General features: G+C 53.0%; 24 protein-coding genes. 10 read left to right on the top strand and 14 right to left on the bottom strand.

Annotated elements, in window-relative coordinates; genetic code table 11:
• The first annotated feature begins 9 nt into the window (after positions 1-9).
• Positions 10-1,638, top strand: coding sequence for an SPFH domain-containing protein (locus K3T83_RS14605; RefSeq protein WP_220203702.1), 1,629 nt, complete (start codon positions 10-12; stop codon positions 1,636-1,638).
• Positions 1,639-1,719: 81 nt separating this feature from the next.
• On the opposite strand, the gene K3T83_RS14600 is transcribed toward K3T83_RS14605, so the two are convergent.
• Positions 1,720-2,241 (bottom strand): hypothetical protein, encoded by a 522-nt coding sequence (locus K3T83_RS14600; protein ID WP_220203701.1) that lies wholly within the window; start codon positions 2,239-2,241, stop codon positions 1,720-1,722.
• Between the two features lie 581 nt (positions 2,242-2,822).
• On the opposite strand from K3T83_RS14600, the gene K3T83_RS14595 reads away from it, so the two are divergent.
• The 3 genes from K3T83_RS14595 to K3T83_RS14585 all read left to right on the top strand — a co-directional run bounded on the left by K3T83_RS14595 (position 2,823) and on the right by K3T83_RS14585 (position 4,474).
• Positions 2,823-3,041 carry a TOBE domain-containing protein gene (locus K3T83_RS14595; protein WP_236064900.1) on the top strand — a complete coding sequence of 73 codons (219 nt, stop codon included), beginning with the start codon at positions 2,823-2,825 and terminating at the stop codon, positions 3,039-3,041.
• A 147-nt stretch (positions 3,042-3,188) separates the two neighbouring features.
• Positions 3,189-3,491 carry a molybdopterin-binding protein gene (locus K3T83_RS14590; RefSeq protein WP_220203700.1) on the top strand — a complete coding sequence of 101 codons (303 nt, stop codon included), beginning with the start codon at positions 3,189-3,191 and terminating at the stop codon, positions 3,489-3,491.
• 191 nt (positions 3,492-3,682) lie between these two features.
• Positions 3,683-4,474, top strand: coding sequence for an SDR family NAD(P)-dependent oxidoreductase (locus tag K3T83_RS14585; protein ID WP_220203699.1), 792 nt, complete (start codon positions 3,683-3,685; stop codon positions 4,472-4,474).
• Here the strand turns inward: K3T83_RS14585 and K3T83_RS14580 are convergent.
• Complete coding sequence (locus K3T83_RS14580) at positions 4,460-4,606, bottom strand: hypothetical protein (RefSeq protein ID WP_220203698.1); 147 nt, start codon at positions 4,604-4,606, stop codon at positions 4,460-4,462. The genes K3T83_RS14585 and K3T83_RS14580 overlap by 15 nt on opposite strands.
• A gap of 360 nt (positions 4,607-4,966) precedes the next feature.
• Here K3T83_RS14580 and yabN point away from each other — a divergent pair, with 360 nt between their 5' ends.
• The 6 genes from yabN (at position 4,967) to K3T83_RS14550 (ending at position 11,749) form a co-directional block, all read left to right on the top strand.
• A complete protein-coding gene (yabN, locus tag K3T83_RS14575) occupies positions 4,967-6,484 on the top strand; it encodes a bifunctional methyltransferase/pyrophosphohydrolase YabN (RefSeq protein WP_220203697.1) in 1,518 nt (505 codons plus the stop codon).
• A gap of 170 nt (positions 6,485-6,654) precedes the next feature.
• Positions 6,655-7,125: a hypothetical protein gene (locus tag K3T83_RS14570; RefSeq protein ID WP_220203696.1), complete on the top strand. Its 471-nt coding sequence runs from the start codon at positions 6,655-6,657 to the stop codon at positions 7,123-7,125.
• 85 nt (positions 7,126-7,210) lie between these two features.
• Positions 7,211-8,968, top strand: a complete 1,758-nt coding sequence (gene polX, locus K3T83_RS14565; protein ID WP_220203695.1) for a DNA polymerase/3'-5' exonuclease PolX — start codon at positions 7,211-7,213, stop codon at positions 8,966-8,968.
• A 94-nt stretch (positions 8,969-9,062) separates the two neighbouring features.
• On the top strand, positions 9,063-9,704 hold the full coding sequence (locus K3T83_RS14560; RefSeq protein ID WP_220203694.1) for a 50S ribosomal protein L25: 642 nt from the start codon (positions 9,063-9,065) through the stop codon (positions 9,702-9,704).
• Positions 9,705-9,767: 63 nt separating this feature from the next.
• Complete coding sequence (locus K3T83_RS14555; protein ID WP_220203693.1) at positions 9,768-11,042, top strand: glycosyltransferase; 1,275 nt, start codon at positions 9,768-9,770, stop codon at positions 11,040-11,042.
• 104 nt (positions 11,043-11,146) lie between these two features.
• Positions 11,147-11,749: a cysteine hydrolase family protein gene (locus K3T83_RS14550; protein ID WP_220203692.1), complete on the top strand. Its 603-nt coding sequence runs from the start codon at positions 11,147-11,149 to the stop codon at positions 11,747-11,749.
• On the opposite strand, the gene K3T83_RS14545 is transcribed toward K3T83_RS14550, so the two are convergent.
• From K3T83_RS14545 to K3T83_RS14495, 12 genes are all read right to left on the bottom strand, one after another.
• Complete coding sequence (locus K3T83_RS14545) at positions 11,746-12,015, bottom strand: hypothetical protein (RefSeq protein ID WP_220203691.1); 270 nt, start codon at positions 12,013-12,015, stop codon at positions 11,746-11,748. The genes K3T83_RS14550 and K3T83_RS14545 overlap by 4 nt on opposite strands.
• Before the next feature lie 377 nt (positions 12,016-12,392).
• The gene (locus K3T83_RS56250) at positions 12,393-12,935 is read right to left on the bottom strand and encodes a WD40 repeat domain-containing protein (RefSeq protein WP_236065117.1); all 543 of its coding nucleotides are present in this window, start codon (positions 12,933-12,935) and stop codon (positions 12,393-12,395) included.
• 841 nt (positions 12,936-13,776) lie between these two features.
• Positions 13,777-14,472 (bottom strand): RNA polymerase sigma factor, encoded by a 696-nt coding sequence (locus K3T83_RS56245; protein ID WP_236064899.1) that lies wholly within the window; start codon positions 14,470-14,472, stop codon positions 13,777-13,779.
• Positions 14,473-14,609: 137 nt separating this feature from the next.
• Positions 14,610-15,728, bottom strand: a complete 1,119-nt coding sequence (locus K3T83_RS14535) for a WD40 repeat domain-containing protein (RefSeq protein ID WP_220203689.1) — start codon at positions 15,726-15,728, stop codon at positions 14,610-14,612.
• A gap of 318 nt (positions 15,729-16,046) precedes the next feature.
• A complete protein-coding gene (locus K3T83_RS14530) occupies positions 16,047-16,559 on the bottom strand; it encodes a hypothetical protein (protein ID WP_220203688.1) in 513 nt (170 codons plus the stop codon).
• A 263-nt stretch (positions 16,560-16,822) separates the two neighbouring features.
• Positions 16,823-18,421: an FAD-dependent oxidoreductase gene (locus tag K3T83_RS14525; protein WP_220203687.1), complete on the bottom strand. Its 1,599-nt coding sequence runs from the start codon at positions 18,419-18,421 to the stop codon at positions 16,823-16,825.
• Positions 18,422-18,452: 31 nt separating this feature from the next.
• Positions 18,453-19,355, bottom strand: a complete 903-nt coding sequence (locus tag K3T83_RS14520; RefSeq protein WP_220203686.1) for a carbohydrate ABC transporter permease — start codon at positions 19,353-19,355, stop codon at positions 18,453-18,455.
• The gene (locus K3T83_RS14515; RefSeq protein ID WP_220203685.1) at positions 19,352-20,293 is read right to left on the bottom strand and encodes a carbohydrate ABC transporter permease; all 942 of its coding nucleotides are present in this window, start codon (positions 20,291-20,293) and stop codon (positions 19,352-19,354) included. The genes K3T83_RS14520 and K3T83_RS14515 overlap by 4 nt, the downstream gene beginning before the upstream one ends.
• 2 nt (positions 20,294-20,295) lie before the next feature.
• On the bottom strand, positions 20,296-21,603 hold the full coding sequence (locus tag K3T83_RS14510; RefSeq protein ID WP_220203684.1) for an ABC transporter substrate-binding protein: 1,308 nt from the start codon (positions 21,601-21,603) through the stop codon (positions 20,296-20,298).
• A 184-nt stretch (positions 21,604-21,787) separates the two neighbouring features.
• Complete coding sequence (locus K3T83_RS14505; RefSeq protein WP_220203683.1) at positions 21,788-22,837, bottom strand: LacI family DNA-binding transcriptional regulator; 1,050 nt, start codon at positions 22,835-22,837, stop codon at positions 21,788-21,790.
• A 158-nt stretch (positions 22,838-22,995) separates the two neighbouring features.
• Entirely contained in the window at positions 22,996-23,799 is an 804-nt protein-coding gene (locus tag K3T83_RS14500) for a hypothetical protein (protein ID WP_220203682.1), read from the bottom strand.
• A complete protein-coding gene (locus K3T83_RS14495; RefSeq protein WP_220203681.1) occupies positions 23,796-24,470 on the bottom strand; it encodes a GlcG/HbpS family heme-binding protein in 675 nt (224 codons plus the stop codon). Before K3T83_RS14495 ends, K3T83_RS14500 begins: the two co-directional genes overlap by 4 nt.
• Positions 24,471-24,597 lie beyond the last annotated feature (127 nt).

Raw genomic sequence — 24,597 nt, 5'->3', positions numbered from 1 at the left:
GCAAACACTATGTCGTTAGACGGGAAGGAACCAGATGCAACATGGCCGAATCCCCACGAGCGGGATTCCGCTATTGAGCAGGCACACTCATTGGATGCCAATGACTTAGAGCCAGAAGCACAGCAGCAACAAATACAAGACGCGCAACTGGCTGAACAGCCCGTTGACCATCTCCCTTTTACAAGCAGTGAGGTGGGCAACGAGTATGATGAAGATTACTCCTATGTCATAGACCCAGACTCCGATCAGTTTGAGCAGCAGGCCGAGCCTGCCTCGAATCCCTCAGAGCTGCTGCATCAGTTGTGGCACTACTTCACGCTGATCCTGGCTCCCCTGCTCTTTGGAGGACTCACCTGCCTGTTTGTTCTGCCTCTGATCGCAACTGGACATGCTCAGGTTCCCTCGACCGCGTTCTGGCCTGTCGCTCTGGTTATTGTCCTGATCGCGATTGCGCAGGGCGTCGCCGTGTACTACGCGGGCACAAATAACGGCATGTGGGCGATGGGAACGGTGGGCGGCCTCTTCCTCTTCATCCTGGTGGGCTGTTTTGCCATCTTTGGTCCTCTAATGGGGCTGACCATGCTGGTTGTGCTGGTCGCGGCCTCTGTATATCTGACCCGCTACTATATTCGTCCGGTTCCCGAAGGGGTGGCAGAGATCGTGGAGGCGTTGGGGAAATATTCGCGCACACTCTATCCTGGTCCAAATGTCGTATTCCCCTGGGAAAAGGTGAAATATACACTCAATACTAAAGAAGTGCAGTGGCCCTGTCCACCACAGCGGGTGCAGCTTTCGCGCAATGAAGATGTGGTCTTGCGTGCAGAGATTTCGTATCAATTGTTGCCGGAAGACGCCAATCTCGCGGTGACGCAGGTGCAAGACTGGGAAGAGAGCTTGAAGAGCCGACTCACGACAGGTTTGCAAACCATTGCGACGACCTTTGCGCCGGACGACTTTTTGGTCTGGCCCCAGGGCTTGCACGCTTACCGCTCAACCTATCGGGATCAGCATGGGATGCCTCCCAATGGTGCACGCTGGGAGCAGGTCAATGCCGCGCTTTTGCAGTATATGCGCGATAAAGTGGCCCTCTGGGGCGTGCAGATCAATTGGGTCAAGATTCGGGATGTAACGCTGGCTCCTCACGATGCCGCGATCGTCGATACTGAGCAAGTGATCAGTGCTCGGAGCGGAGCGGGGAACACTGGCAACGGTGCAGCCTCAGCGGAGAAGCGTCAGGCAGCGGCAGTAGCAAGCGAGACCACTACGAAGATGCCTGCTCCCGAGGCGGCTACTGTACGCCAGGGGTCTGCTGTCCCCACTTCACGCCCGGCGAACGGCAACGCGCCGAAAGGTGTGTTGAGGGAAGATATCCTGGTACGGGCCTATACAGAGGTGCAGAACGGCAAGATCACCGATCCAGAAACGATTCGTAGCCTGGCCGAAAAATTTGAACTGGTGGCGCAAGATCCTGAATTGAACGAGAAAGTAAGTTTTGATCCGATGCGGGCTGCCCAGAACTTGCATAATCAGGCCAAACGCTGCGAGGAACTGTACGAATCAGGGATTTATAGTGATGAAACAAAACCAGACTGGTTGGTGCGTCGTCCCTCCGACGAAAATCTGACTGGCGGGGGCTGATCGCTTGTATGGTGGCACAGAAAAACGGCGACCCATAAAAAATAAAAATGGGTTGCCGTTTATTGTGATATAGGATGAGTATTAATGCTGGGCAGCGAGAGAAGATTTGGCGGACGCTTCCTTCTCATCCATTGAACGCAATGCAGCCAGTTGCTCGTCGCCGACAACTTTGTTGGTTTGCGGATTGAACACCACATCATTGCGTGCGCAATAATAGAGGCTTCTCCACCGCTCCATCGCACGATCCCAGGCCGGGAAACGCACGGTCGTCTCGGCATCGCCACGTACAACGCGCTGGAAAGCGATAAAAGAAAGTACCAGAGCGGAGACGATACATACAAGAGTAACACCAACCAGAATGCCAGCATAGAGTATGTCCATGTGAGCACCCATACCACCAATGAGGACGATGATTAAAAATGCGCAAATACCGACGACCAGAATACCAGCACTCATAAGCTTGAACATTGAAACATTGCGCGTGGGCATATCCGGGGGGGCGCAACGAGCAACCCCAGAGTCATATGCGGCCTGAAGAGTCTTTACTTGATCTGACCGATTGCACACCGGACAGGTTGGTTTTTGGCTTTCAGCAGACGCCATCGTACAAGATCCTCCTTATGTTGCTCTCTCAGTGGGAGCAACCTTTGCAGTTTTCCTTCTAAAAGAATAGCACGTTGTCGCCTATTCGACAATGCCAATTCGCGCCCAGAACAGGAGAAGCACTTCTGCATATTACAGGATAAAAATGCGAAATGTTGCCTCTTTCATATAAAACGACTGCCAGCCGATAGACAGCGACCTCTAAAAAGAGCACGCGAACAAGTATGATTTTTCTTGAAGAAACGATAACCATGTAGTATCGAGCTTGAAACAAAGATTGTGTATGCTGCCCCTCGCTAAGTAGAGCGAGGGGGTCTCTCTATTGTTTTTTCTCTGTGATCTTGAAACAGTGCAGTTCAGCCACACGTGTATACTAAATCAGAATAATAACGTATTGAGACTTCTAAGTAATCTGATAATGAATTTTTACGAACAAAGTTGGTATACATTTCGTAGTGGAGCGATGTATCGCGGGGGCAGCCTGTGGAGTGTTTCCACCCACGCGATACATCGCTCCACTACGAAAAATATTCCCGATTTTGAAAGGAAATTTTCATTACTAAGAGGAAGGAGAGCAGCATATGCCTATGCAATTTAGCGCTCGCAACCAGCTTCAGGGGACGGTCAAATCGATCAAGCTTGGATCTGTGATGGGCGAAGTCGTTGTGACGCTTCCTGGTGGACAGGAGATCGTTTCGGCAATTACACGAACCTCCGTTGAAACGCTGAAGCTCAAAGAGGGAGATAGCGTGGTCGTGATGATAAAGTCAACCGAAGTCATGGTCGGCAAGAATGAGTAGCAAGTAACCTCTGAAGATATTCCAGAGCGCATCGAGCGCTCTGGATACTCCCCTCTCAACGTTTCCCCGCACCGAAAATTGACATTCACCGGCAACCGGCACAGCCACCGCTTCCTCTTCTCCCAGCACGCAAATCCCTCTGTCTCTTTGCAATTGACCGGACAAGTCAAGGTTCCTGGCGAACTGAAATTAGCGGATCTGCAAGCTTTCCCTAAAACCTCTGTGGCAACTAACCCTCAGAGTGGGCATGGCCCGTTGGGAAATCATACGTACACAGGAGCGCTTCTTTATGATCTGGTCCAGAAGGCACAGATTGTCGTGGATGCCTCGCGGAAAAACGATATCTTGCGCAAGGTAGTGCCGGTAACGAGGACCGATGGCTACAGCGTTGCCGTTTCGCTGGGCGAAATCTCTCCGCAATTTGCTGGCAAGAAAATCCTGGTTGCCTAAACCGTTTGGATCAAATGTCAGATCAAGTTGAACAAATCCCCTATGAGACCGCATAGTTTTGCATATTCCAACAGTTTATTAAGTGCCTCTACCAATGGGGCAGAGGTTGGCCTGGCTAGTGATGAGTCTGTTCAACAGAAGCATCCCTGGGCCTTTCGGATAAAACAAATGAGAATGCAAAGGAGATCACCATGTTACTTGAAAAGAAGAATGCTGTCATCTATGGAGCGGGAGGAGGCGTTGGCTCTGCGCTGGCGCAGGCTTTTGCGCGTGAAGGGGCGAACGTGTTTCTTGCTGGTCGCACCCTCTCAAAGCTCGACGCGGTGGCACAGGCTGTTTCCGACGTCGGAGGGGTAGCTCAAACAGCTCAGATTGATGTCCTCGACGAGCAAGCTGTCGAGGTGTTTACCGATACGGTAGTCAAGTCAGCTGGGCGTATTGATGTTTGTGTCAATGTGGCGAATTTTGCTGATCCAGGTGGTCTGGGAAAGCCGCTCACCGATTTGTCGCTGGAGAGCTTTGCTAACCCGGTTATCAATTACACAAGGGCATACTTCTTGACAACACGAGCGGCGGCACGGCGCATGGTTGCAAAGAGATCAGGTGTCATCTTAACGCTTACCGCCCCTCTGGCCCGTGTCCCTATCCCTGCTTTTGGAGGACTGGCACCATCATGGGCGGTGCTCGAAGCGATTAGCCGCAGTTTCGCGGTTGAGTTGGGACCACAGGGCATTCGAGTCGTGGGCATACGCTCGGATGCTATCCCAGAGACGGCAGTCGTCCGAAATGCCTACAGTTCTCGCGCCAGCCTTCTGGGCTTGACGCGGGAGGAAATCCAGGCCCAAACGGAGTCTCTCACGTTGTTACGACGGTTGCCGACGCTGACCGAAGTCACCAACATGGCGGTGTTTCTGGCTTCTGACCAGGCCAGCGCAATGACGGCGACATTCGCGAACCTGTCTTGTGGGTCACTTATCGAGTAGGATAGACTCGCCGGGCGTCACGCACCACCCAGTCAGGAGCAGGTGAAGCGCTTTCTCCACCTGCTCCTGACCTTCCAGAAGACGATCCGCTCTTGGGAAAAGTCCAGGGCGGGTCGGACAGGAACGTATCATCTATGCACCGTCATCTGAAGAAAACAGGTGCCAACACTAAAAGCTGGTGTCTGGTCAGACATAAGATAAATAGCTGATCTTTTTAACGGTAAAACAAATAAGTACTCCTCCGCGATTATGTAATGATTGTCTTTTCATTTATCCTCTCCTATGACGATGAAGCGCGCAACTTGTCGAACATGTTAGAGGTTAATCACAGATTGAGTACTCAATTACTGAGTATACTGATAAAAGCGTGTTACGTCAAGGTTTCAAAACGTTTTTGAACAATTTTTCGTTGTTCATTTGACACGCCCATGCTGAACAGCTACACTATCAGCAATAAGTTAACAGAACAAGCAGTGAGGTTCATTTTTATTCATGACAACCGCAGCAATTACTCTCCTGGGGCTTGGACCGGGTAGCATAGATGATCTGACATTACAGGCGCAAACGTTGCTGGCACAGGCCGGGCCAGAGCAATCTGTCTACTTTCGCACCGCTATTCATCCAACCGTTGAGGCGCTGAAAGAGCGTCTACCCGGCCTGCATATCGAATCGTTTGATCACTTCTATGATGAGGCGGAGGACTGGCGCGTCCTCTATCAACGCATTGCCGAAGAGGTCTGTACGCAGGCGGCACAACGCCCCATTATCTACGCCGTGCCGGGGCACCCTTTGATCGGCGAGTCTTCGGTGCAGATCGTGTTGAAACTGGCCCGCGAGCGTGGTTTAAGTACGCGCATCGTGGCCGGTCTCTCGTTTTTAGAGCCGGTCTGTAGCGTGCTGGAACTGGACCCGTTTGACGCGGGCCTGCAACTGGTCGATGCAACCAATCTGGCGGCTCTGGAATTTGAGGAGATCGCCGGAAAGATTATACCGACCGAGCCGTTGCTGGTTGCGCAGGTCTATAATCGTCGCCTCGCCAGTCAGGTTAAGCTGGCATTGAGCGAGTGTTACCCCGACGAATGGTCGGTGAAGCTCGTGCGCGCCGCCGGGACGGATGGTGAGGAGATCGTGCATGAGATGCCGCTCTACGAACTGGACCGCAACAACTTTGCCAATCATTTGAGTACCTTATATGTGCCCCCGGTCGATCCGCTCACATCCTTGCGCCATCCCGAAACATTGCGTTACCTGATTATGCGTTTGCGCCGCGATCCCGATGGCTGTCCCTGGGATCGTCAGCAGACTCACCAGAGCCTCACGCGCTATGTGATTGAAGAGGCGTACGAAGTTGTGGAGGCGCTGGAAGAAGAGGATATGGAGCATCTGGCCGAAGAGTTGGGCGATTTACTGCTCCAGATCTATCTGCACGCCGAAATTGCGCGGCAGGACGGCGATTTCTCCATTGGCGATGTGCTGGAACATATCAGCGCGAAGATGATACGTCGCCACCCCCATGTCTTTGGCGATGTCGAGGTCAGCAATGCCGGGCAGGTCGTACAGAACTGGGAGGATATCAAGCGGCAGGAGCGAGCCAGCGCTGGTCAGGATATTCAGGCCGAGAGTGTGTTGGATCGGGTTCCCCTGGCCTCGCCCGCGCTTATCGTGGCGCAGGAATATCAGAAGCGCGCGGTCAAGGCTGGCTTTGAATTTGAGGATCTCTCCGGTGTCTATGCCAAGCTGAGCGAGGAGATGACCGAATTGGAACAGGCCCAGACGCCAGAGGAGCGGCGCGAGGAGATAGGCGACATTCTCTTTATCGTGGCGAAACTGGCGCGCTGGTTCAAGGTGGACGCGGAAGAGGCGTTGCGCCAGACCAACCGCAAATTCCGCAAGCGCTTCCAGGCAATGGAGGCGATGGCTCGTGAGCAGGGACGCGAGTTGCCCTCATATAGCAACCTGGAATGGCGCGATCTGTGGCACAGAGCGAAGGAAATCGTACGAGCCGAATAATCGGCGTCGTATATGGCAGGGGCGATGGCTTGTCCTCGCCCGCCTCCCCAGGCCACACGATGGGGTGAACCAGAGCGAGGACAAGCCATCGCCCCTGCCATATACGATCCAGCCCTGTAACATTTCGTCGATGTACCTCTATCATTGCACCTGTATCGTACAATAACAGCATGCGTAACGAGCTATTAGCATGGTTTAACCGCGAGGGGTTGCTGTTGACCGATATGGTGACGGCAGCTGATGACCCGGAGCATAATGAGATCAAAGTCACGGTCAAAGCTCCCGTCCTGGCACTCAGCCGGGCCTATACCGATTTTCGCGAATGTCCCGATCCCGTCCACTTCGGCTATCCCGAATCGGCGTTAGAGATGATGACGCTGGACGATATGCATCAGTTTGTATTGAGTTGGTTTGAGCAGGCGGTGGGAGCTGGTCTGGCGCGTTGCTTCGTCTGCAATCGTGTACTGGATATGGGGACAGAGAAGCCCTGGGACGCCGTTTTTGTGTCTGATCCCTTATACTGCTGGCTGCTGGTCCACTTCGATTGCAAACGTTACTTAAATCGCGATCTCAAGGGGCGTAACCCGTTTGAAATTAGCACTCAGCCAGCCGAATTCTTTGAAAACCTGTACGTTTCATAACCTGAAAGGATGGGGCCGATAAGAATAGAATTCGGGAGAAATTCTCTGCTGAAGATAACGCACAATCTGCACAGGAAGAGACAACATGAATAAAAACGAGGTTGCTTTTTTACTGGAGGAAATCGCCACGCTCCTTGCGCTGAAAGAGAATAGCAGCGTTTTCGAGGTGCGCGCCTATGAGAATGCCGCACGCGCCCTTAGCTCACTCGATGGCGATATCACTCAGCTGGTTAAAGAGGGCAAATTGAAGGGAACGCCCGGCCTGGGACCAACCACGATTAAGCGCATCGAAGAGATGATCGAGACGGGCAGCAGCCCCTTTCTGGAAGAACTGCGCACCAGCACACCAGCAATCAAATTGGAGATGATGCGCATTCCCGGTGTGGGACCGAAAAAGATCAACGCCATTTACGATCAGTTGCACGTCACCACTATGAGCGAATTGGAGCAGGCATGCAAGGACGATAAGGTTGCGAAACTGCCCGGTTTTGGCAAGAAGACGCAGGACAAGATCCTTCAGGGTATCGCCTTTATCGCGGAGCACTCCAACCGCTTCCTCTATCCCATCGCCGAAAAAGAGGCCGCGCGCATCCGTGAGGCGCTGGCAACGCTCCCGGAGATCGTGCGCCTTGAGGTCGCAGGCAGCCTGCGTCGGAAGCGCGAGACGGTGAAAGATATTGACATGGTGCTGAGCATCGACGATAACGCGGGCAGCGACGTGCGGCGCAAGATCATGGACTATTTCACCAGCCAGCCCTCGGTCAAAGCGATTACCGGCAAGGGCGAGACCAAATCCAGCGTCGTGCTGAACAGCGGCATTGCCATGGACCTGCGCGTGGTCGGCGATAGCCAGTTCCCCTACACGCTGCATCATTTTAGCGGCTCACGCGAGCATCATATCCCTCTGCGGCGGCGTGCTCTCAGCATGAATATGACCATCAACGATTATGGCCTGTTCAAAACGGAGAACGGCAAGGAAGAACTGGTTCCCTGCAAAGATGAGACCGATATCTACGCGGCCCTCGGCATGGAGTATGTGGTTCCCGAACTGCGCGAAGATATGGGCGAGATCGAAGCCGCCGCCAAACACGAACTGCCCATGCTGGTACAGGAGAGCGATCTGCGCGGCGTGCTGCATGCCCATTCGACCTGGAGCGATGGACAGAACACGATTCGCGAGATGGCCGAAGCATGTATGGCGCGTGGCTACTCTTATCTGGGCCTGACAGATCATAGCAAGGCCGCTGCCTATGCCGGTGGCCTCAATGAAGATAATCTGCGCCGCCAGTGGGACGAGATCGACGCCTTGAACGAAGAGTTCGCTGGACGGTTCCTCATTCTCAAGGGGAGCGAGTGCGATATCTTACGTGATGGTGCGCTCGATTTCGACGACGCGATCCTAGCCCAACTCGATTTTGTGGTTGCCTCCATTCATAGCAATTTCAACCTGCCACCGGAGGAGCAGACGAAGAGGATGCTCAACGCAATAGCTAATCCATACGTAGATATAATAGGGCACCCAACAGGACGCATCCTGCTTGGTAGGTCGGGGTATACACTAGATATGGAGGCTATCATTGAAGCCGCCGCCGCGCATGGTACGTGTATCGAGATCAATTCAGATCCCTCACGCCTGGATCTCGATTGGCGGCTGGTGCGTAAGGCGCGCGACAAAGGCATCAAAATTCCGTTAGGCCCGGATGCTCATACGCTTGCGGGAATAGACAATATGCGTTATGGTATAGGGGCCGCGCGCAAAGGATGGCTACGAGCCAGCGATATACCCAATACATGGGAAGTACAGGATGTACTGCATTTCTTTCAAACGAGGAGGAAACGGTAAGCACGCTTGATATGCCTGCCGACAGGAGACCATAAGGACATATGATCTATCCTCACGAAACAGAGTTGTCATCGGAAGGAAGGAGATTAGTTATATGGCACAACAGGTAGAATTAGCAATAGCTCCACGAGAAGTAATGGGTAAGGCCACACGGCACCTGCGCAAATCGGGGGTCATTCCCGGCAATATCTTTGGTCACAAAGAGCCATCGGTGGCGGTGCAGCTTGATGCTGCCGCCTTTGACCTTTTGCATCGCAAACAGGGTGCTCGCAATGTTATTCGTCTGCGTTTGCCCGATGCTACGACACAGACGGTGCTGATCCGTCATGTGCAGCGCGATGCGGTCACGGGCAAGGTGTTACATGTGGACTTCTCGCGCGTCAACCTGTCGGAGGCAGTGGATATCAAGATTCCGCTGCACTTTGTCGGCGAATCAAATGCGGTCAAGAATTTCAATGGCGTTCTGCTGCATCTGGTGGAGGCGCTGGAGGTGCAGTGCCGGGCCTCTGAAATGGTCGAGGCGCTTGATGTGGATATCTCGTTATTAGCGGAGATCGATTCTGCATTGCACGCAAAAGATGTCAAACTGCCTGCAAATTACAAGCTGGTTACTGATCCTGAAGAACCGATCGTCAAAGTTGCGGCATCGAAGGTAGAGGTAGCAGAGGTGGCAGCCGAAGCTGCGGCGGCTCCACAGGAAGCTGCCCCAACGCCTCCTGCGCCTGAAGAGTCGTAGTGACGCTGAAACAGCTGTCCACCGTGTCTGGATAGCATCTTTTTAAGAAGAGGGCGGTGTGCTATGCGCATCATGATTGTCACCGATCAATATCCACCGATGGTGGGAGGCGTGCCGATGGCAACGCGTGGCCTGGCTGAGGACTTTGCCAATCGAGGCCATCAGGTCTGGGTGCTTGCCCCCAGCTATGGCCCTCGCGACGCCCGACGCCTTGAGCATAAGGTGCGCGTCTACCGCTTCTCTTCATTTGAATGGCCTACCTATGAGGGGCTGCGCATCCCGTTCCTGCCGTTTATGCCGGTGCGCAACCTGATCAAGAAAAGCGATCCCGATATTATCCACGTTCATTCGCCGGTCGTGCTGGGCAATATTGCGCAAATCCTGGCTGGTGGGCTGCGCAAGCCAGTGATCGCTACCAATCATTATTTGCCCATCAATATGAGCCGCTCTCTGGCGACCGATCCATTGCTGGGCAAGCCCTTCAACAATATTTCATATTCCTATCTGGTTCATTTTTACAATCGTTGCGAATATGTCACCGCACCAACGCAAACGGCGCTCAATCTGCTCTATAAGCATGGGCTGCGCGCTCCGGCCAAATTCATTTCCAACGGTATCGATCTGAAAAAGTTTACGCCAGGACCGCGCGATCCAGAGGTATTGCGCCGTCTGAACTTGCCAGAGGATCGGCCCATTATCCTGCATGTGAACCGTTTGAGCGAGGAGAAGCGCATCGACGTGCTGCTCAATGCTGTCCCGAAGCTGAAAAACAAGGCCCATGTTGCGCTGGTCAGCACCGGACCCGCCGAGCAGGAGCTACGAGCTATGGTCGAGCGGCTGGGTATCGATGATCGTGTGAGCTTTCTCGGCTTCGTGCGCGATGGCGATCTACTCCCCCTGCGCCGCTCGTCTGCTCTGTTTACTATCCCCTCGGAGGCCGATCTACAAAGTATGGCGACAATGGAGGCGATGGCTTGCCGCCTCCCCGTGATTGCCGCCAACATTCATGCCCTGCCCGAACTGGTTCATCATGAAGAGAACGGTTTCCTGTTTCAGCCTGGCAATAGCGAGGAGATGGCCAGCTATATCGATCGCTTGCTGGAAGATGAGGCGTTGCGTGAACGGATGGGAGAGGCGAGCCTGGAAATCGTAAGCAAGCATGATCGCGGACAGGTGCTTGAGCAGTGGGAGGAGTTGTATCGGCGGCTGGCAATCGAGTTCAAAGAGGCCAAAGAGCGGAGACAACAGTTGCGCATGATGCGTAAATACTCCGGCTATCTGCCGCCAGAGCTACAACATATGCAGCGAACCCGCATTCGGCGCACAGGAAACCTGTAAATAACGCCTCGCAACGGGGAAATATTTGATAACTATCTCAAAATAGATCTTCTCTCGATTCAGTACGTTTCGTTGGAGCCATATCCAGTTAAGGAGTTCTCGTTATGGCGTTTTCATTTGTCAACGCAGCTTTACTTATTATTGACGTGCAACAGGGGTTTGATGATGCTTTCTGGGGGAGACGAAATAACCCGCTGGCGGAAGCCCATATTGTTCGTCTTCTAGAGGCATGGCGCGCTCAGCAATGGCCGATCATTCATGTCCAACATCAGTCACGCATTCCTAGCTCACCCTTACATCCTGCAAACCCTGGATATGCTCTGAAAGCTCAGGTACAACCCCTTCCAGGTGAAACGCTGATTACCAAGCAGGTTAATAGTGCTTTCATCGGAACATCGCTTGAAACGCTATTGCGGCAGCGACACATTACAACGCTGGTGGTAACTGGATTAACAACCAATCATTGTGTTGAAACGACCGTTCGTATGGCAGGAAATTTGGACTTCCTTACCTATCTGGTGAGTGATGCAACAGCAACCTTTGATCGAATGGGACCAGATGGAAAGCTCCACCGTGCAGAGGATATTCATACGATTAGCTTAACCAGTATCCACGGAGAATTTGCCCAGGTGGTAACAACCGACGAGGTTCTGGAAGAAATACAGGCAACACAGGGAAACGGCAAGGGATTTGAGATAGGTACTTAGCCACCCCAACGACGATGAAGCAGCCGGGCGACTGTGCGCTCGATATCCCACTGTATTTGAATGGTATGGTAGCGCATCCAGGCGATGCAGATGTGCCAGAACGACTCCTGGGGCGCGGAGAGTCGATGATGTTGTTGTTCCTGAATGCTATACACGGGGACGGGGGTAAGCGAGGTGGGTTTCAACAATTCTTCTGCAAATAATTTTCTGAATCGTGCTAGAGCCGTAGAAAGCGCAGACTCCACATTTGCTTTTCTTTCACCCATGTAACGTGTTGCTCCTTAAAACGCGCTGGCACACTTGTTTTCTCTCATAGTATAGACGTTGTTTGATATTTTGTCCAGAAGGAGGCGACGTTTGACAGGGCTTTCCAATTCTCCCATCTAGCAGGAGTGCAGAGGGCGGCAGCCCTTTGCCGGGGTGCGGGGTGTCCCCGCAAAAAACTTTTTTCTTCTCTTTTGCGCGCCGCCGCAGGCGGCGCGCGAAGGAGGGAAGGAAACTGGGGACGCCCCAGGCCCCGGCAGGGAGACCCCTGCCCCCCTTTGAGCGGAGAACTGGAAAGCCCTGCGACGTTTGAAAGGATCTGCGGCCACACAAAACTGTGTGGCCGCAGATAAGTCGGAGGAGGAGGAAAGAAGTTGTATTAGCTAAGCTGCCAGACATTCACCATGAGATCAGAGGGCTGGTCATCGCTCTTTGTCATGCTCGAAGAGGCGATGGCGCTGCCATCGGGCGACCAGACAAGGGTTGTGATCCATTGTGAGTTATTTACCTTGCCGAATGTCGTCGCGAGCTTTTTGGCGGTCATATCGAAGATCTTGATGGTATCTGCGCTCTCTGCGAGATATTTGCCATCGGGCGACCAGGCAAGCGTATGAACACCCTCGCCAGCGACTTTATTCTCAAACGAGGTCAGCAGTTTCCCGTTGGCCGTTGTGTAGATGTCTATCTTGCCTTCCTGGTCTAGAGCGATCAGCGATCCATCAGGCGAGAGTTGATAATCGTATCCCTGTGTAATATCGGGAAGTACAGCGTGGCCAGTCAGCAGCTTTCCAGCGTTGATATCCCAGACTGCGAGATCTGTGTTATTTTTATCCCGAGTCGTTTTGTCTATATGCTGTATAAGGGCCAGCTTGCCATCAGACGAAAAGTTAACGACACTATAGTTATCAGGAAGCTGTGACATTGTTGTTATATTGTTACCATTGTTGATATCTACCGCTTTGATGCTCACTTTAAAGCCCTTGAATGTTGTTTGCGCGGTCGTGGGTGTCGAGTCGTCGTGCGGGGTGAAAATGATCTTCTTGTTATCGGATGACCAGGTTCCATCACCGACGATATGATCTTTCAATTTCGTGATGATTTTGCCATTGCTATCCAGCACATAATCTCCCATGTCCCCTGCATTGCTCACCAACAGCTTGCTGCCATCGGGCGACCAGACAGGACGATATGCCTGCTGAATCTGTGGCTGAGAGAATGAAGTTGCCTTACAATCCTTCGTAGAGTACACCTTGACGCCGTTGTATGTTGTCACGGCAATCTGCCCCTGCGAAGACCAGCTCACATCAGCACTCCAGGGTGCTCCATTGATTGCGACTTTTGAACCCGCGCTAAAGCTACATACCTGCTTGCCATTGGTAATCACTCTCTGCTGCTGTTGTTGCTGCTGTTGATTTTGCTGCTGTTGATGGTTTTGCGAACCCGTGATGGTTGATTTATTATTGTTCGTCGTCTGAGGCGCTGGCCGCAGCACGCCCGAGAAAACGGTGAAGCTCAATATGGTGATAACGGCCACCGCCGCAATCAAGCTGATGCCTGCCACACGCAGAAGCGAGGGACGCTTTTTCGCTTGAGATGGCGGTGTAGAGGGATTCATTCCCCAGGAGACGTTATTTTCTTTCATTGTCTTTCTTTCCTTTATAGCAATCACGTTCTCTTCAGGACGCTGTCGTTGCTCCTGAAGAAAGACGGAGGTGTGTTCCTGACTTTGAACCAGGCGGCTCCAGATGCGATCCAGGGAGCGCTCATTCTCCTGTGCATACTCTTGCGCACTGGCATGTAACTGCTGGATCAGGCGGTTCGTCTGGTGGTCTTGTGAAAGCGCGCCAGCTTCGATCACGTGATCTATGGTTTCTGGTTGTAGAGTATCTTTCTGTTCTTTCATCGCTGGCCCCTTCCGCCTGGTCTGTATAGAGATTGCGTAACAGCCGCAACGTTCTGGACAGCAGCACGCGTACCGCTGCCCCACTTTTCTCACAGACAGAGCCTATTTCATCGCTGTTCAGGCCATGACCAAAACGCAAACGCAACACTTCTTGCTGGAGTTGTGGCAGTTGACGCATCGCGCTGGCTAGTCGCGCATACTCTTCGCGTTCGAGACTGATCTGCTCTGGACTGGAACTCTCGTCTGCATACAACGGCTCGCTGAGCCAATCGATGGAGACCTGTGGACGCCGATTGGTGCGTCGAAAGTGATCGACCACCTTGTTGCGTGTAATCGTCCAGAGCCATGCTGCTTGTTTTTGTGCATCGAATGTTGGAAACTGCTTATTCTGCAAAACCGAGACGAACACATTGAGCACTATATCTTCAGCATCTTCACGCGATGAGACGTGTTGATGAACATATGCAAAGAGTGCAGGCGCGTAACTCTGGTAAAGTTCCGCATAGCCTTCGCTATACGACGACTGATTCAATACTTTATCTTCCTTGTATTGCATTGCTGCCCTCTAGAGTTTTTTGAGATCTCATAAGGTATCTCGCTAAAGTGGCAAAAGTGCAACAGGGAAAATAAAAAAGAAGGACTTGCAAGTCGCAAATCCTTCTTTTCCTTGCGGAGGAGGGGAAGAGAGCTGTATTAGCTCAACTGCCAGACATTCACCGTAACATCAGAAGAAGCATCGCCCAGTGGCGTCGTTGAAGAAGCAATGCCTGTGCCATCGGACGACCAGGTCAGGTTGGTGATCCAGTGCTGGCCGTCAGCCTGGCCGAGCGTCGTCGCGAGCTTTTTGGTGGCGATATCATAGATGGTGATGGCATCCGCGCCCTCGGCGAGATATTTGCCATCGGGGGACCAGGCAAGTGTGGGAGCATTCTCACCGGTCGCTTTATTTGCAAACGAGGTCAGCAATTTCCCATCTGCCGTGTTGTAGATCTCTATTTTGCCTTTCTGGTCCAGAGCAAGCAGTGAGCCATCAGGTGAAAGTTGCGCACCGAATGCGGCGGCGGGGAAGGATGCACTGCCTGCCTGTTTGCCAGCGTTGACATCCCAGAGAGTCAAAGTCGCCGTCTTATTATCCTTGCTGAAATGTTGGACAAGAGCCAACTTTCCATCCGCTGAAAAACCCACAACGGCTCCTTCAGGAAGCTGTGTAGTCGCTGTCTTGTTCCCATTGTTGGCATCGACGGTATTGATGGTCTCCTTGACGTTATTCTGGTCGTGGATGTCCAGGCTATTCACAATGAGCTTGTTATCGGGGGACCAGACCCTATTGGCGATGCCAGCAGGGAAATCCAGGTTGGTGACGACTTTTCCAGTGCTATCCAGCACATACTCGCCATCTCCTGCTGCGCCGCTGCTCACCAGAAGCTTGCTGCCATCAGGCGACCATACGGGGCCTGTTGCCTGATGGACCTTTGGCTGGGAGAAGGAAGTCGCAGCGCAGTTCTTCGCGGCGTAGACCTTGATCCCTTGATGTGTCGCGACTGCCAGTTGCCCCTGTGAAGACCATGCCAGATCAGCACCCATAGGCGTTCCTTTGGTCACGACTTTCGGACCTGCGCTCAAGCTACACACCTGTTTACCGCTAGTCATTGCTCCCTGCTGCACACTGGAGAAGGCGCTGAAGCTCAAGATCGTGATAGCTGCCACTGTTGCAATCGCACCAACGCTCGCCACACGCAAAAGCGAGGAACGCTTTTTGGCTTGAGATGGTGTAGGAGAGTTCATTTCTCTGGAAATGCTATTGTCTTCCATTGCTTTTTTCCTTTATAACAATCATATTCTCTTCAGATTACATTCATTGCTCCAGAAGAAAAGCCGTAACTTTCTGGACAACAGTACGCGTATTGCTGCCTCTAGAGGCTTGTGAGATCTCATAGGTAAATCGCAATACAGGTCAAAATGCAACATGGAAAATGTATCCAGGACTTTTTGGAAGAGGGTCAAGCAGCAAAGATGTGGTTATCCAGGAAATGTTGAGGGGTAGACAAAACTGACCTCCTGAGCCAGACCGTTGGAGAATCAAACCCAACAGATAGCCAGGAGGCATATAGAGGGAGTTAAGCAAACAGTTCAGGGAACCAGGTTCAACTGCTCTCGCACTTTTCCCTGAATAATGACAAGTCCCTGTCCCACCAGCGCACCAATCGCCAGCAAGGGAATCCAGAGCCCAGAAACGAAGCTCCAATAGGCGAGAAACAGGGCTGAGACGAGATTTCCATAGATGCCACCCTGCACCATTTCGCCTAGATTGATGCCGTATTCAGGCTGTTTGATGAAGAAAAAAGCCAGCACTGCAATCATGCACCAGATCACTGGATAAGCGACGATGCTGGTTGCCATGCCTGCTAAGGTTCCTCGGAGAATGGTAAGTTGGCGCGGCTTAACGATAAAGGACCACCAGAAGAGAGGAGCCACGAGTCCAGACCCGATAGCTGTAGAGACGCAGAGGATATTCGCAATAACATCATATTGCAGGATAGTAACCGTCGCCAATCTCATCAGTAGTCCGGCTACCAGCGCGGAACCGAGGCCCGCAAAGAGCAGCGTTCGTCCAATATCTGATCGCGTAGTATCTGTTTCCATTGTTTTTCTCCTTCAACAATTTCTTTTGTCTTCCAATAACATATCTATGCTGATAGAGAGATAGAAGTAAAGTATATTTGCCCTTATACATGTAACGCATTTAACCACATTTGTCAACAGATCTGTCAGAAGTTTCAGGTGTGGGAAACAATTATGAGCATGAACAAATTCTCCAGGCGGTCGTAGTCGAGTGATTGATCGCGAAAGCACTACTCGGCTTAGGTGTGGTGTCCCGCGATCAATCACTCGACTACGACGTGTGGTTATACGGGGGTGCAGCGAATGGACTCGTCCCAGGCGAGTTCAAAGCCGAGCGTCGTTGTGAGCATTTGCTGGAAATCGGCGAGGTAGCGAGGAGTATTGCGTACTTGCCTCGGTTTCAAATCTTTTGCGAGACAATAAGCGGCCAGGGCACCAGCAGCTTCGCCGATGTTCCACTCGACAGGATGCAAGCGATAACAGCCGTTCGTAATATGAGTGACGCCGAGATTTTTGTTGGCCGGAAGCAAATTCTCAACGCGTACCGGTAAAAGCGCTCCCAGCGGGATCTGGAAGGGGTATGAGCTAATGTCAACGTAGTTGCGCAGGGCTGTGCTGGGGTGCAGATCGATGCGATAACTGCCGATGCCAACACTATCGGAGAAGAGTTCCGAGCCATCCAGGGAGCCGCGAGCCTCGACGCCAACATGTTGCTCCTGCACAGTGAACTCGGCCTGGATGCGCCTACTTTCACGGATATAGACATATTTTGCCAGCCCATCCTGTGTGCCGACGATATCATGTCTTAAACGCAGGCCGGGATAGCCGTAGCCTCCGTCGAGCCTGGGAGCCTCTGTTTGCATCCAGTAGAGTAGCGACAAGCTTAACTGGCGTGCGGCCCACAGATTTTTTTGCATCTCTTCTTCAGAGACGCCCAGCAGCGGCCCCAGCCAATAATCGATCTGCGGCCAGTTCACCAGGGTAATATCGCTGGGATAGAGGCCATCGGGATAGTGACGCCGCGAGAAGATACGGCGATAGTGCCAGTAGTCGCCAGCCTGTTCGCGGTCAGCGGGACCATCGAAGATCGGGCGGTGCCGAGTTGCCAGCGTGATAGGATTGCAGTCAATCCAACCCAACTGAGGGCCGGGCCAGAAATCGGCCTGATAGCTGCGCCAGAAAGCATAGTCCTGGGGGCGAGCAATGGTATGATCTTCGCCGGGCAAATAATCCAGCGCATAACACCAGGTAATCGCCTGCTGATCTAATGGTTGCGGCTCTCCAGCAATAGCGTGTGGCTCACCGGTCTGCGATTGACTCTCCGCACCGATGCCATGCTCGATGCCAGCTAAGGAGAGCAGGTCGCCAAGCTCGGTCGCATCGAGGATATAGGGCGCATGAATGACGGTTTGCTCCTGGCTCTGCTCGTTGATGAGCGTGACTGAGCGGACACGATCTCCATCGGCCTCTGCTGCGATGGGACGATGGCGCAGCAGCACATCAACCTGAAGCTTTGAGCGATAAGGAGCCAGCATCTCCTCCAGCACAGCCAGTGCAACTCGTGGTTCATGGCAGAGCCGGCTGACACCACCCTGGCCCGGATTGAAACGAGGATCGGCAGCGATCTCTGGCAGCAAGGGATAGTGACGGCGATAGTAATCGCGAATGCCGCTGCGCAATTGACGATAACTGGCCGTGCAGCCATGATCCTCGATCCAGCGGCTCTCATCTGGCGGCACAGCCTGAGCCGTCAGTTGTCCACCGATCCAATCAGTCTCTTCCGTGAGAATGACTTTTTTGCCGAGACGGAGTACGGCCAGGGCAGCAGCAACGCCGCCCAGTCCGGCACCAACAATAAGAATATCCGTTGATCTTTCACGCATAGAATACGTCTTTTCCTTCTAGTTTATCTATCTATCCTTTTACACCACCAGAGGCCAGACCTTCGACAAAGTGCCGCTGGAAGAAAAGAAACACTAAGAGCAGCGGCAAAGTGGCGAGAACCGCTGCCGCCATAACCGGTCCCCAGTCAGCGCTGCCGCCTCCACCTGTCCCGGCCAGGACGTTGAGTGCGACCTGAACGGTGTAGCTGTCGGGAGAAGAGGTGACGACGAGCGGCCAGAGAAAGTCTTCCCAGGCGGATGTAAAAGAAAGGATCGCGATAGTTGCCACCATCGGGCGTGATAGAGGCAGGTAGACACGTAGGAATGTAAGAAACTCTGAGGCTCCATCCAACCGGGCCGCTTCCGCCCAATCTTCGGGCAGTTCCAGAAAGAACTGGCGTGCCAGAAAGATATTGAGAGCCTGGATCACATGCGGCAAAACCAGACCGGGAATCGTGTTCAGCAGCCCAACACCCCCGTGTCCCAGCAGATCGTTGCCACCCATCAGAGGAAATCCCCTGGTCATCAAGAAGAGCGGAACGAGCGTCACTGCGCCCGGCACCATCGTCGAGGCGATCAGGATAAAGAAGACGACCTCGCGACCGGGGAAGCGCAGACGGGCAAAAGCGTAGCCTGCCAGCGTGGTAAATGCCACGTTGGTTGCAATAGCGATGGCAGCCACAAGCACGCTGTTGATAAAGGCTCCCAGCATCATCTCATTCGAGAGGACGGTCGAGAAATTGTTGAAGGTCAGGGCGTGCGGGATAAGGTCGGGCGGATAGGCCAGCGATTCCTGTGGCCCCTTCAAGGCCAGTGAGACCACCCAGAGAAACGGCATGACAATGAGCAGAGCGACACTCACGAGTATGATATACCCGGATAGCTTGCGGGCCGTCGTGTGTGGTCTGGAGCCGGAATAGGAGAAACTCTTCATGATGCTGTCCCTCTGCGGCTGATCAGCCGGATGTTGAAGAAAGCAAAGGCGAAGATTACTGCAAACAGCAGGAAGGCCGTCGCGCTTGCCAGGCCAAGCTGGTTGTACTGAAAGGCCTGATTGTAGATGAGCATGTTCACGGTTGTCGTGCTTTCTACGGGGCCGCCAGCCGTCATGATGTAGATCTCCGAGAAGGATTGGAAAATGTAGATGAGATTGACGGTCGCGACATAGACAAGCACTGGCCTCAATCCTGGCAGTGTGACATGGCGGAAAAGCGACCACGAGCCTGCACCATCGATTTTCGCGGCTTCATAAAGTTCGCCAGGAATGCTCTGTAATCCGGCCAGGAAGAAAACCATGTTTCCTCCCAGCGCTTTCCAGATGCGCATGACTGCCAATGCATGGAGCGCGATGGCGGGCGAGGTGAGCCAGGCAACGCCCCCTTTCCCGATCAGGCTGAGCAGATAGTTGAAAAAGCCATTGTTGGAGTAGAGCCAGAGCCAGATCAGGCTCACGGCGGTCAGCGAGACGATGCGCGGCAGGTAGAACAGCGCTCGAAAGAACGTGATACCGCGCAGACGTGCATTGACAAGCACGGCCATGCCCATTGCCAGGACAACAGCTGGTGGCACCACCTCCAACGTATACTGAACTGTGACCCACAACGCGTTCCAGAACTGTTGCGAGGTGAGCAAGGTCTGATAGCCGCTCAAACCGTAGAACTGTGGTCCGTTGCGATTGATCGGATTATAGTCGGTAAAGCTCAGATAAAAGGCGTAGAGGACCGGAAAGATATTGAAGATCAGGACATAGAGCGCGGCAGGCGTGATAAATGCTATGCCAGCGAGCGCGATATGCTGTTCTTGCTTGCTATACCTTTTATGTGGCATAGTAACTCGCCGTAATGGGCGAATAGTTTCTGTTAACACGCTCATGCTCATTTCCCTACCAGTGGCGCGGCCTCTTTAGCAGCTGCATCCAGTGCTACTTGTGGCGTGACCTGTTGGGCCATCGCCTGTGCGAGATGGCGAGAGAGCGTATCGCGAATCTGTACCCAATTCTGCACATTGGGGTTGGGCTTAAACGTACTGTATGCCGCAATAAACTGCTTGAGGAACGGCTTCTTCTGGACAAGATCGCTATTGATGAAAGAGGAGCGAGCGGGAATGCCGCTGGTCACAGTATAGTACGATTTGAGCGTGTTTGCATCCATCATAAATTTGATGAAGCGCCAGGCGAGATCGGGATGCTTGCTATCTTTATTGATGAAGAGGCCAGGTCCAGAGCCGCCGAACGCTCCCTGTTGCGCGTCTTTGAGTGATGGCATAACAGCGATATTTTTCATGGCATCGGGAGCCGAGAGGTAGATGTTATTCAGCGCTCCAGTCTCTACGAGCGCCATCGCAGCCTGACCCGTGACAAGGGGCTGCTGTGCGGCTGGCAAGGCGTAGGAGTGGAGATCTTTTGCGACTGGCTGGGAGCCATGATAGAGATCAACCAGATATTGCAGCGCCTTCACTCCAGCCGGCGAGTTCCAGGTGATGGTCTTGCCATCATTGCTCAGCAGAGAGCCGCCTGCCTGGATCAGGAAGGTTGCGAATGTCTGCTGCACGTTGTACCCTTCCAGGTTTGAGATAAAGCCGGACCGGGTGATGGTATTGCCATTGCGTTTGGTGAGCTTCTCGGCAACGGTGCGTAGCTCTTCCCAGGTGCGAGGGGGATTATCAGGATTCAGACCAGCCTCGCGAAACAGGTCAGTGCGGTATGCGATCAGAAATCCCTGACCGGAGAGGGGAACCATATAACGTTTCGATCCCACGATGCCGCCATCGAGAATCGTGCCAAAGTCTTCGCGGGTGGTGGCATCAAGGTTGTTGATATAGGTATCGAGCGGCAATACACGGTCGTTTGCAACAAAATCCGCGGCAGCTGCGGGACCATGACCGAAGATATCGGGAGCAATGCCACCTGCAAATGCGCTGTTGAGCTTGGGAGAGAGGTTTTCCCAGGGAACATATTGCAGATCGACCTTGATGCCGGGGTTGGCTTTTTCAAATTCGGGCACAAGCTGTTTTGTCACCAGCGAAAATTCAGGTCCACCGGGAGTGGGACTACCAGGAAACCAGACCTTGAGCGTTGTTACGCCGCTTTGTTGGCTGCCTCCACCGGCACAGGATGCCAGCAGCGTACTTGCGAAGAAGAGGGATGTGAGCAACATTGCCAGAAAGGGCTTGCGTGTAAACATGGTGCAACCTCCTTCGGTGCAAATAATGAAGAGTCAACACAGGTTATCCTCGTAAGGGAAATATCTCTACAGTGAGATAAAAACACATCATGCGTACATGAGTAGACGTCAGGGTGAGATGATGCCATGATGGATGCTGAAAGCAATAGGCATAACCTCCAATCAATGCAATGAAGCAAATATTCTATTTAGCGCGAAAAGGTGCAGCTACCGTTTGTCCTGCCACAAATGTACAGGGCAGCGCCACCTGGCGCACATGGGGTTCGTCTGGATGCGATAACAGATCCACGAGCAGGCGTACAGCCTCTTTGCCCATCTCCTTGCGTGGGATCAGAAACGTTGTGATATCAGGAATAGGATCGATCTCTTCGGTATGGTCCCCCAGCAGGGCTAGAGAGAAATCGCGCGGTATGGACTTGCCCAGTTGACGAGCAATCTCCAGCACGCGCCGGATGAGTGGCGTATTCTCGACAAGGAACGCCGTTATCCCCTCAACAAAAAAACGCTCGATCAACTGCGGCGTCACCTCTTCGGAGTTGCCAGCAAAAATATGTTGTTCTATGAGCGGCTTGTCCAATTGTTGGAAGGCCAGACGGTATCCCGCCTCTCTATCGAGCGTTGCCTCACGATTTTCAGGTGGACGGAGATATGCAATGTGTTGATGACCCTGACGAACCATATATTCGACAATCGTGCGCGTAGCCTCGCCGTAGTCCGCCGTCACATATGAGATCGCGCCATCGGGGATCTCGCGCCGTCCAATAAAGACAAACGGGAAGCCTTCCTGGACCAGACGGCTCAACTCGGAACGATTCTCGTGTACCCCCAACAAAATAGCGCCATCAGTGATTTGCAGGCTATTGATGCTGTCCTGATAGATCGAGCGCTTTCCATCGGGTCCGCTAGCGCGCGTAAAAAGGACAAGATCATAGTCCTGTGCCTGTACCTCCTCTTCGATACCGAGCAGAAAAGGATAGTAGAAGTTGCGATACTCCAGGGGGAAGATCGCCTCATAGGTAAAGACACCGAGCAAGCGGTTTTGATTGCCAGCCAGTTTGCGAGCAATAGGATTTGCGACATATCCCAATTCGCGCACCGCATCCCAGACCCGTTGCCGGGTTTCGGGGCTGATCCGAACGTTGCTATCCGCGCGATCATTGATGACCAGCGAGACAATTGCCGGAGATACGGCGGCTAAGGCTGCAACATCAGACTGACGAGGGCGTCTTTTCATTTTTGGTCCCCATTTTTGGTTTGATAAAGCGCTTTATCAAAAGTATACGAACCATCTATAGGGTTGTCAAGGGGAAGGCTCAAGAAAACGAGAGTGCAGGGACGATTTTATATTCGTTCTTGCACTCCCGTTTGTGCTTTACTTACTCAGGAGAGAGGTTAGCGTTTTTTAGTGCGGCGCTGGCTGAGGCGATATTCCTGATAGAGATGATCGTCTTCGCCCTTCACGCCCTGGCGAATTGCGGACGGTGGCTGTTTGGGGCCGGAGTCACTGCTGCTTTTGCTCGATCCAGACCGATTGTTAGCTGCTGTAGATGGAGCCAGCGAGCGTGGGATCAGATCGAAGCGTGCCAGAAGGACAAGGATGATGATGAGAAGCGCCAGGAATAAGACCGTCGATGTTTTGATGATAACTTTGCCGCCGAAGAGATCAAAAGGAGGGATCAGCACGGCATCTGCATGCATCTGATTGAGCAGCAAGGTAATACCTGTGCCGATAAAGTTGGCGGCGAACAGATAAATGGCGATGCCGAGGATATAGCGTGTCTTAAACGTCTGATTAGGTCGTGTCGCCGGGCGAGTGCTACTGGCGGGAGCTTTCTCATCTTTTTTCGTGGATGAGGTATCCGCATCTTCTTTCGTCACTGCCGCAGCTTTGCCTGTGTTGGTGGAAGCTTTACCTCTGGTTGCGCGTGCCAGGCGTGCCTGTACCACATCGCTTTTGCCCTCTGCCTCTTTCTTCTCGCTTTTCTCTACGGTCGAGAAAAAGTTGGGGAGCCGGGGACCTGAGCGTTTGGCAGGAGCTGGTTCGGGTGTAGTAGTCACAACCTCTTCAACTGGCTCTGCTTCTGGCGTTGCCTGCTCTTCTATTGTGTTTTCATTGTCAGTCACCAGGACGGGACGATTGCGCTGAGAGCGTGTCCTCCTGGGCTTTTTCAAGGTGTTGTTGTATTCCTGGCTCATTGTTTGCCTCCGGGTCGGTCTGAGTTAAACTTGTCATACGAATCGTAGCTATAAGGATCATCCTGGGCCGGTAAGTGTTGTGTGCTGGGCGCGGCCTCGCTCTCCGGCATAACGCGCGTAATTGCCGGTGATGGTGCAGAGGGCGTAGCAGGTGGATTGGCGAAAGGCTGTTGAGGTGCCGCAGGGACAGGAGGAGTGGGCGAGATGCCAGACTGAGATGGAGGTTGTGCTGGAATAGGAGGAGCCATTGCTTCCAACATGGCATCCAGTACGGCCAGCCCTGCTCGCGCCACATCATCATCGCGTCCAGGCGCATTGCCACCGCTCACGCCGATACCGCCAATTGTTGCGCCCTGCATACGAATAGGCCAGCCACCTGCGGCCATAATGAACTTCCCATTTGTCATCGTTGCCAGGCTGGAGGCGAAACCAGGAATGCCCGATCCCCACTGCGCAACCGAATCGGTGGACTGGTTAAACATGACGGCGGTTGCCGCCTTTGCAATACTAATATTACCCGTGGCCCAGCCGTAGGGCGACATCATTCTCTCAAAGAGAACCAGATGCCCTCCGGCGTCCACAATCGCTATGCTCACCGGGCTGCGCAGCTCGCGTGCGCGCTGTTTGCTGGCTTCAAGGATTCTTCGCGCTAAATCTATTGTGAGACTCACGCCACAACTCTCCTTTGCGCTTATTTCTATCTACCTTAAAAAAGGTATGTATTATTTCTCGTATTATCATTTTTGTGGATATGATGAGACGCGATGTAGTGCGACCCTCATTGTACCGCACCCTTTG

The organism is Reticulibacter mediterranei (assembly GCF_016587455.1).
The sequence above is the reverse complement of the archived record's forward strand: the minus strand, read 5'-3'. Positions and strand labels throughout refer to the sequence as shown.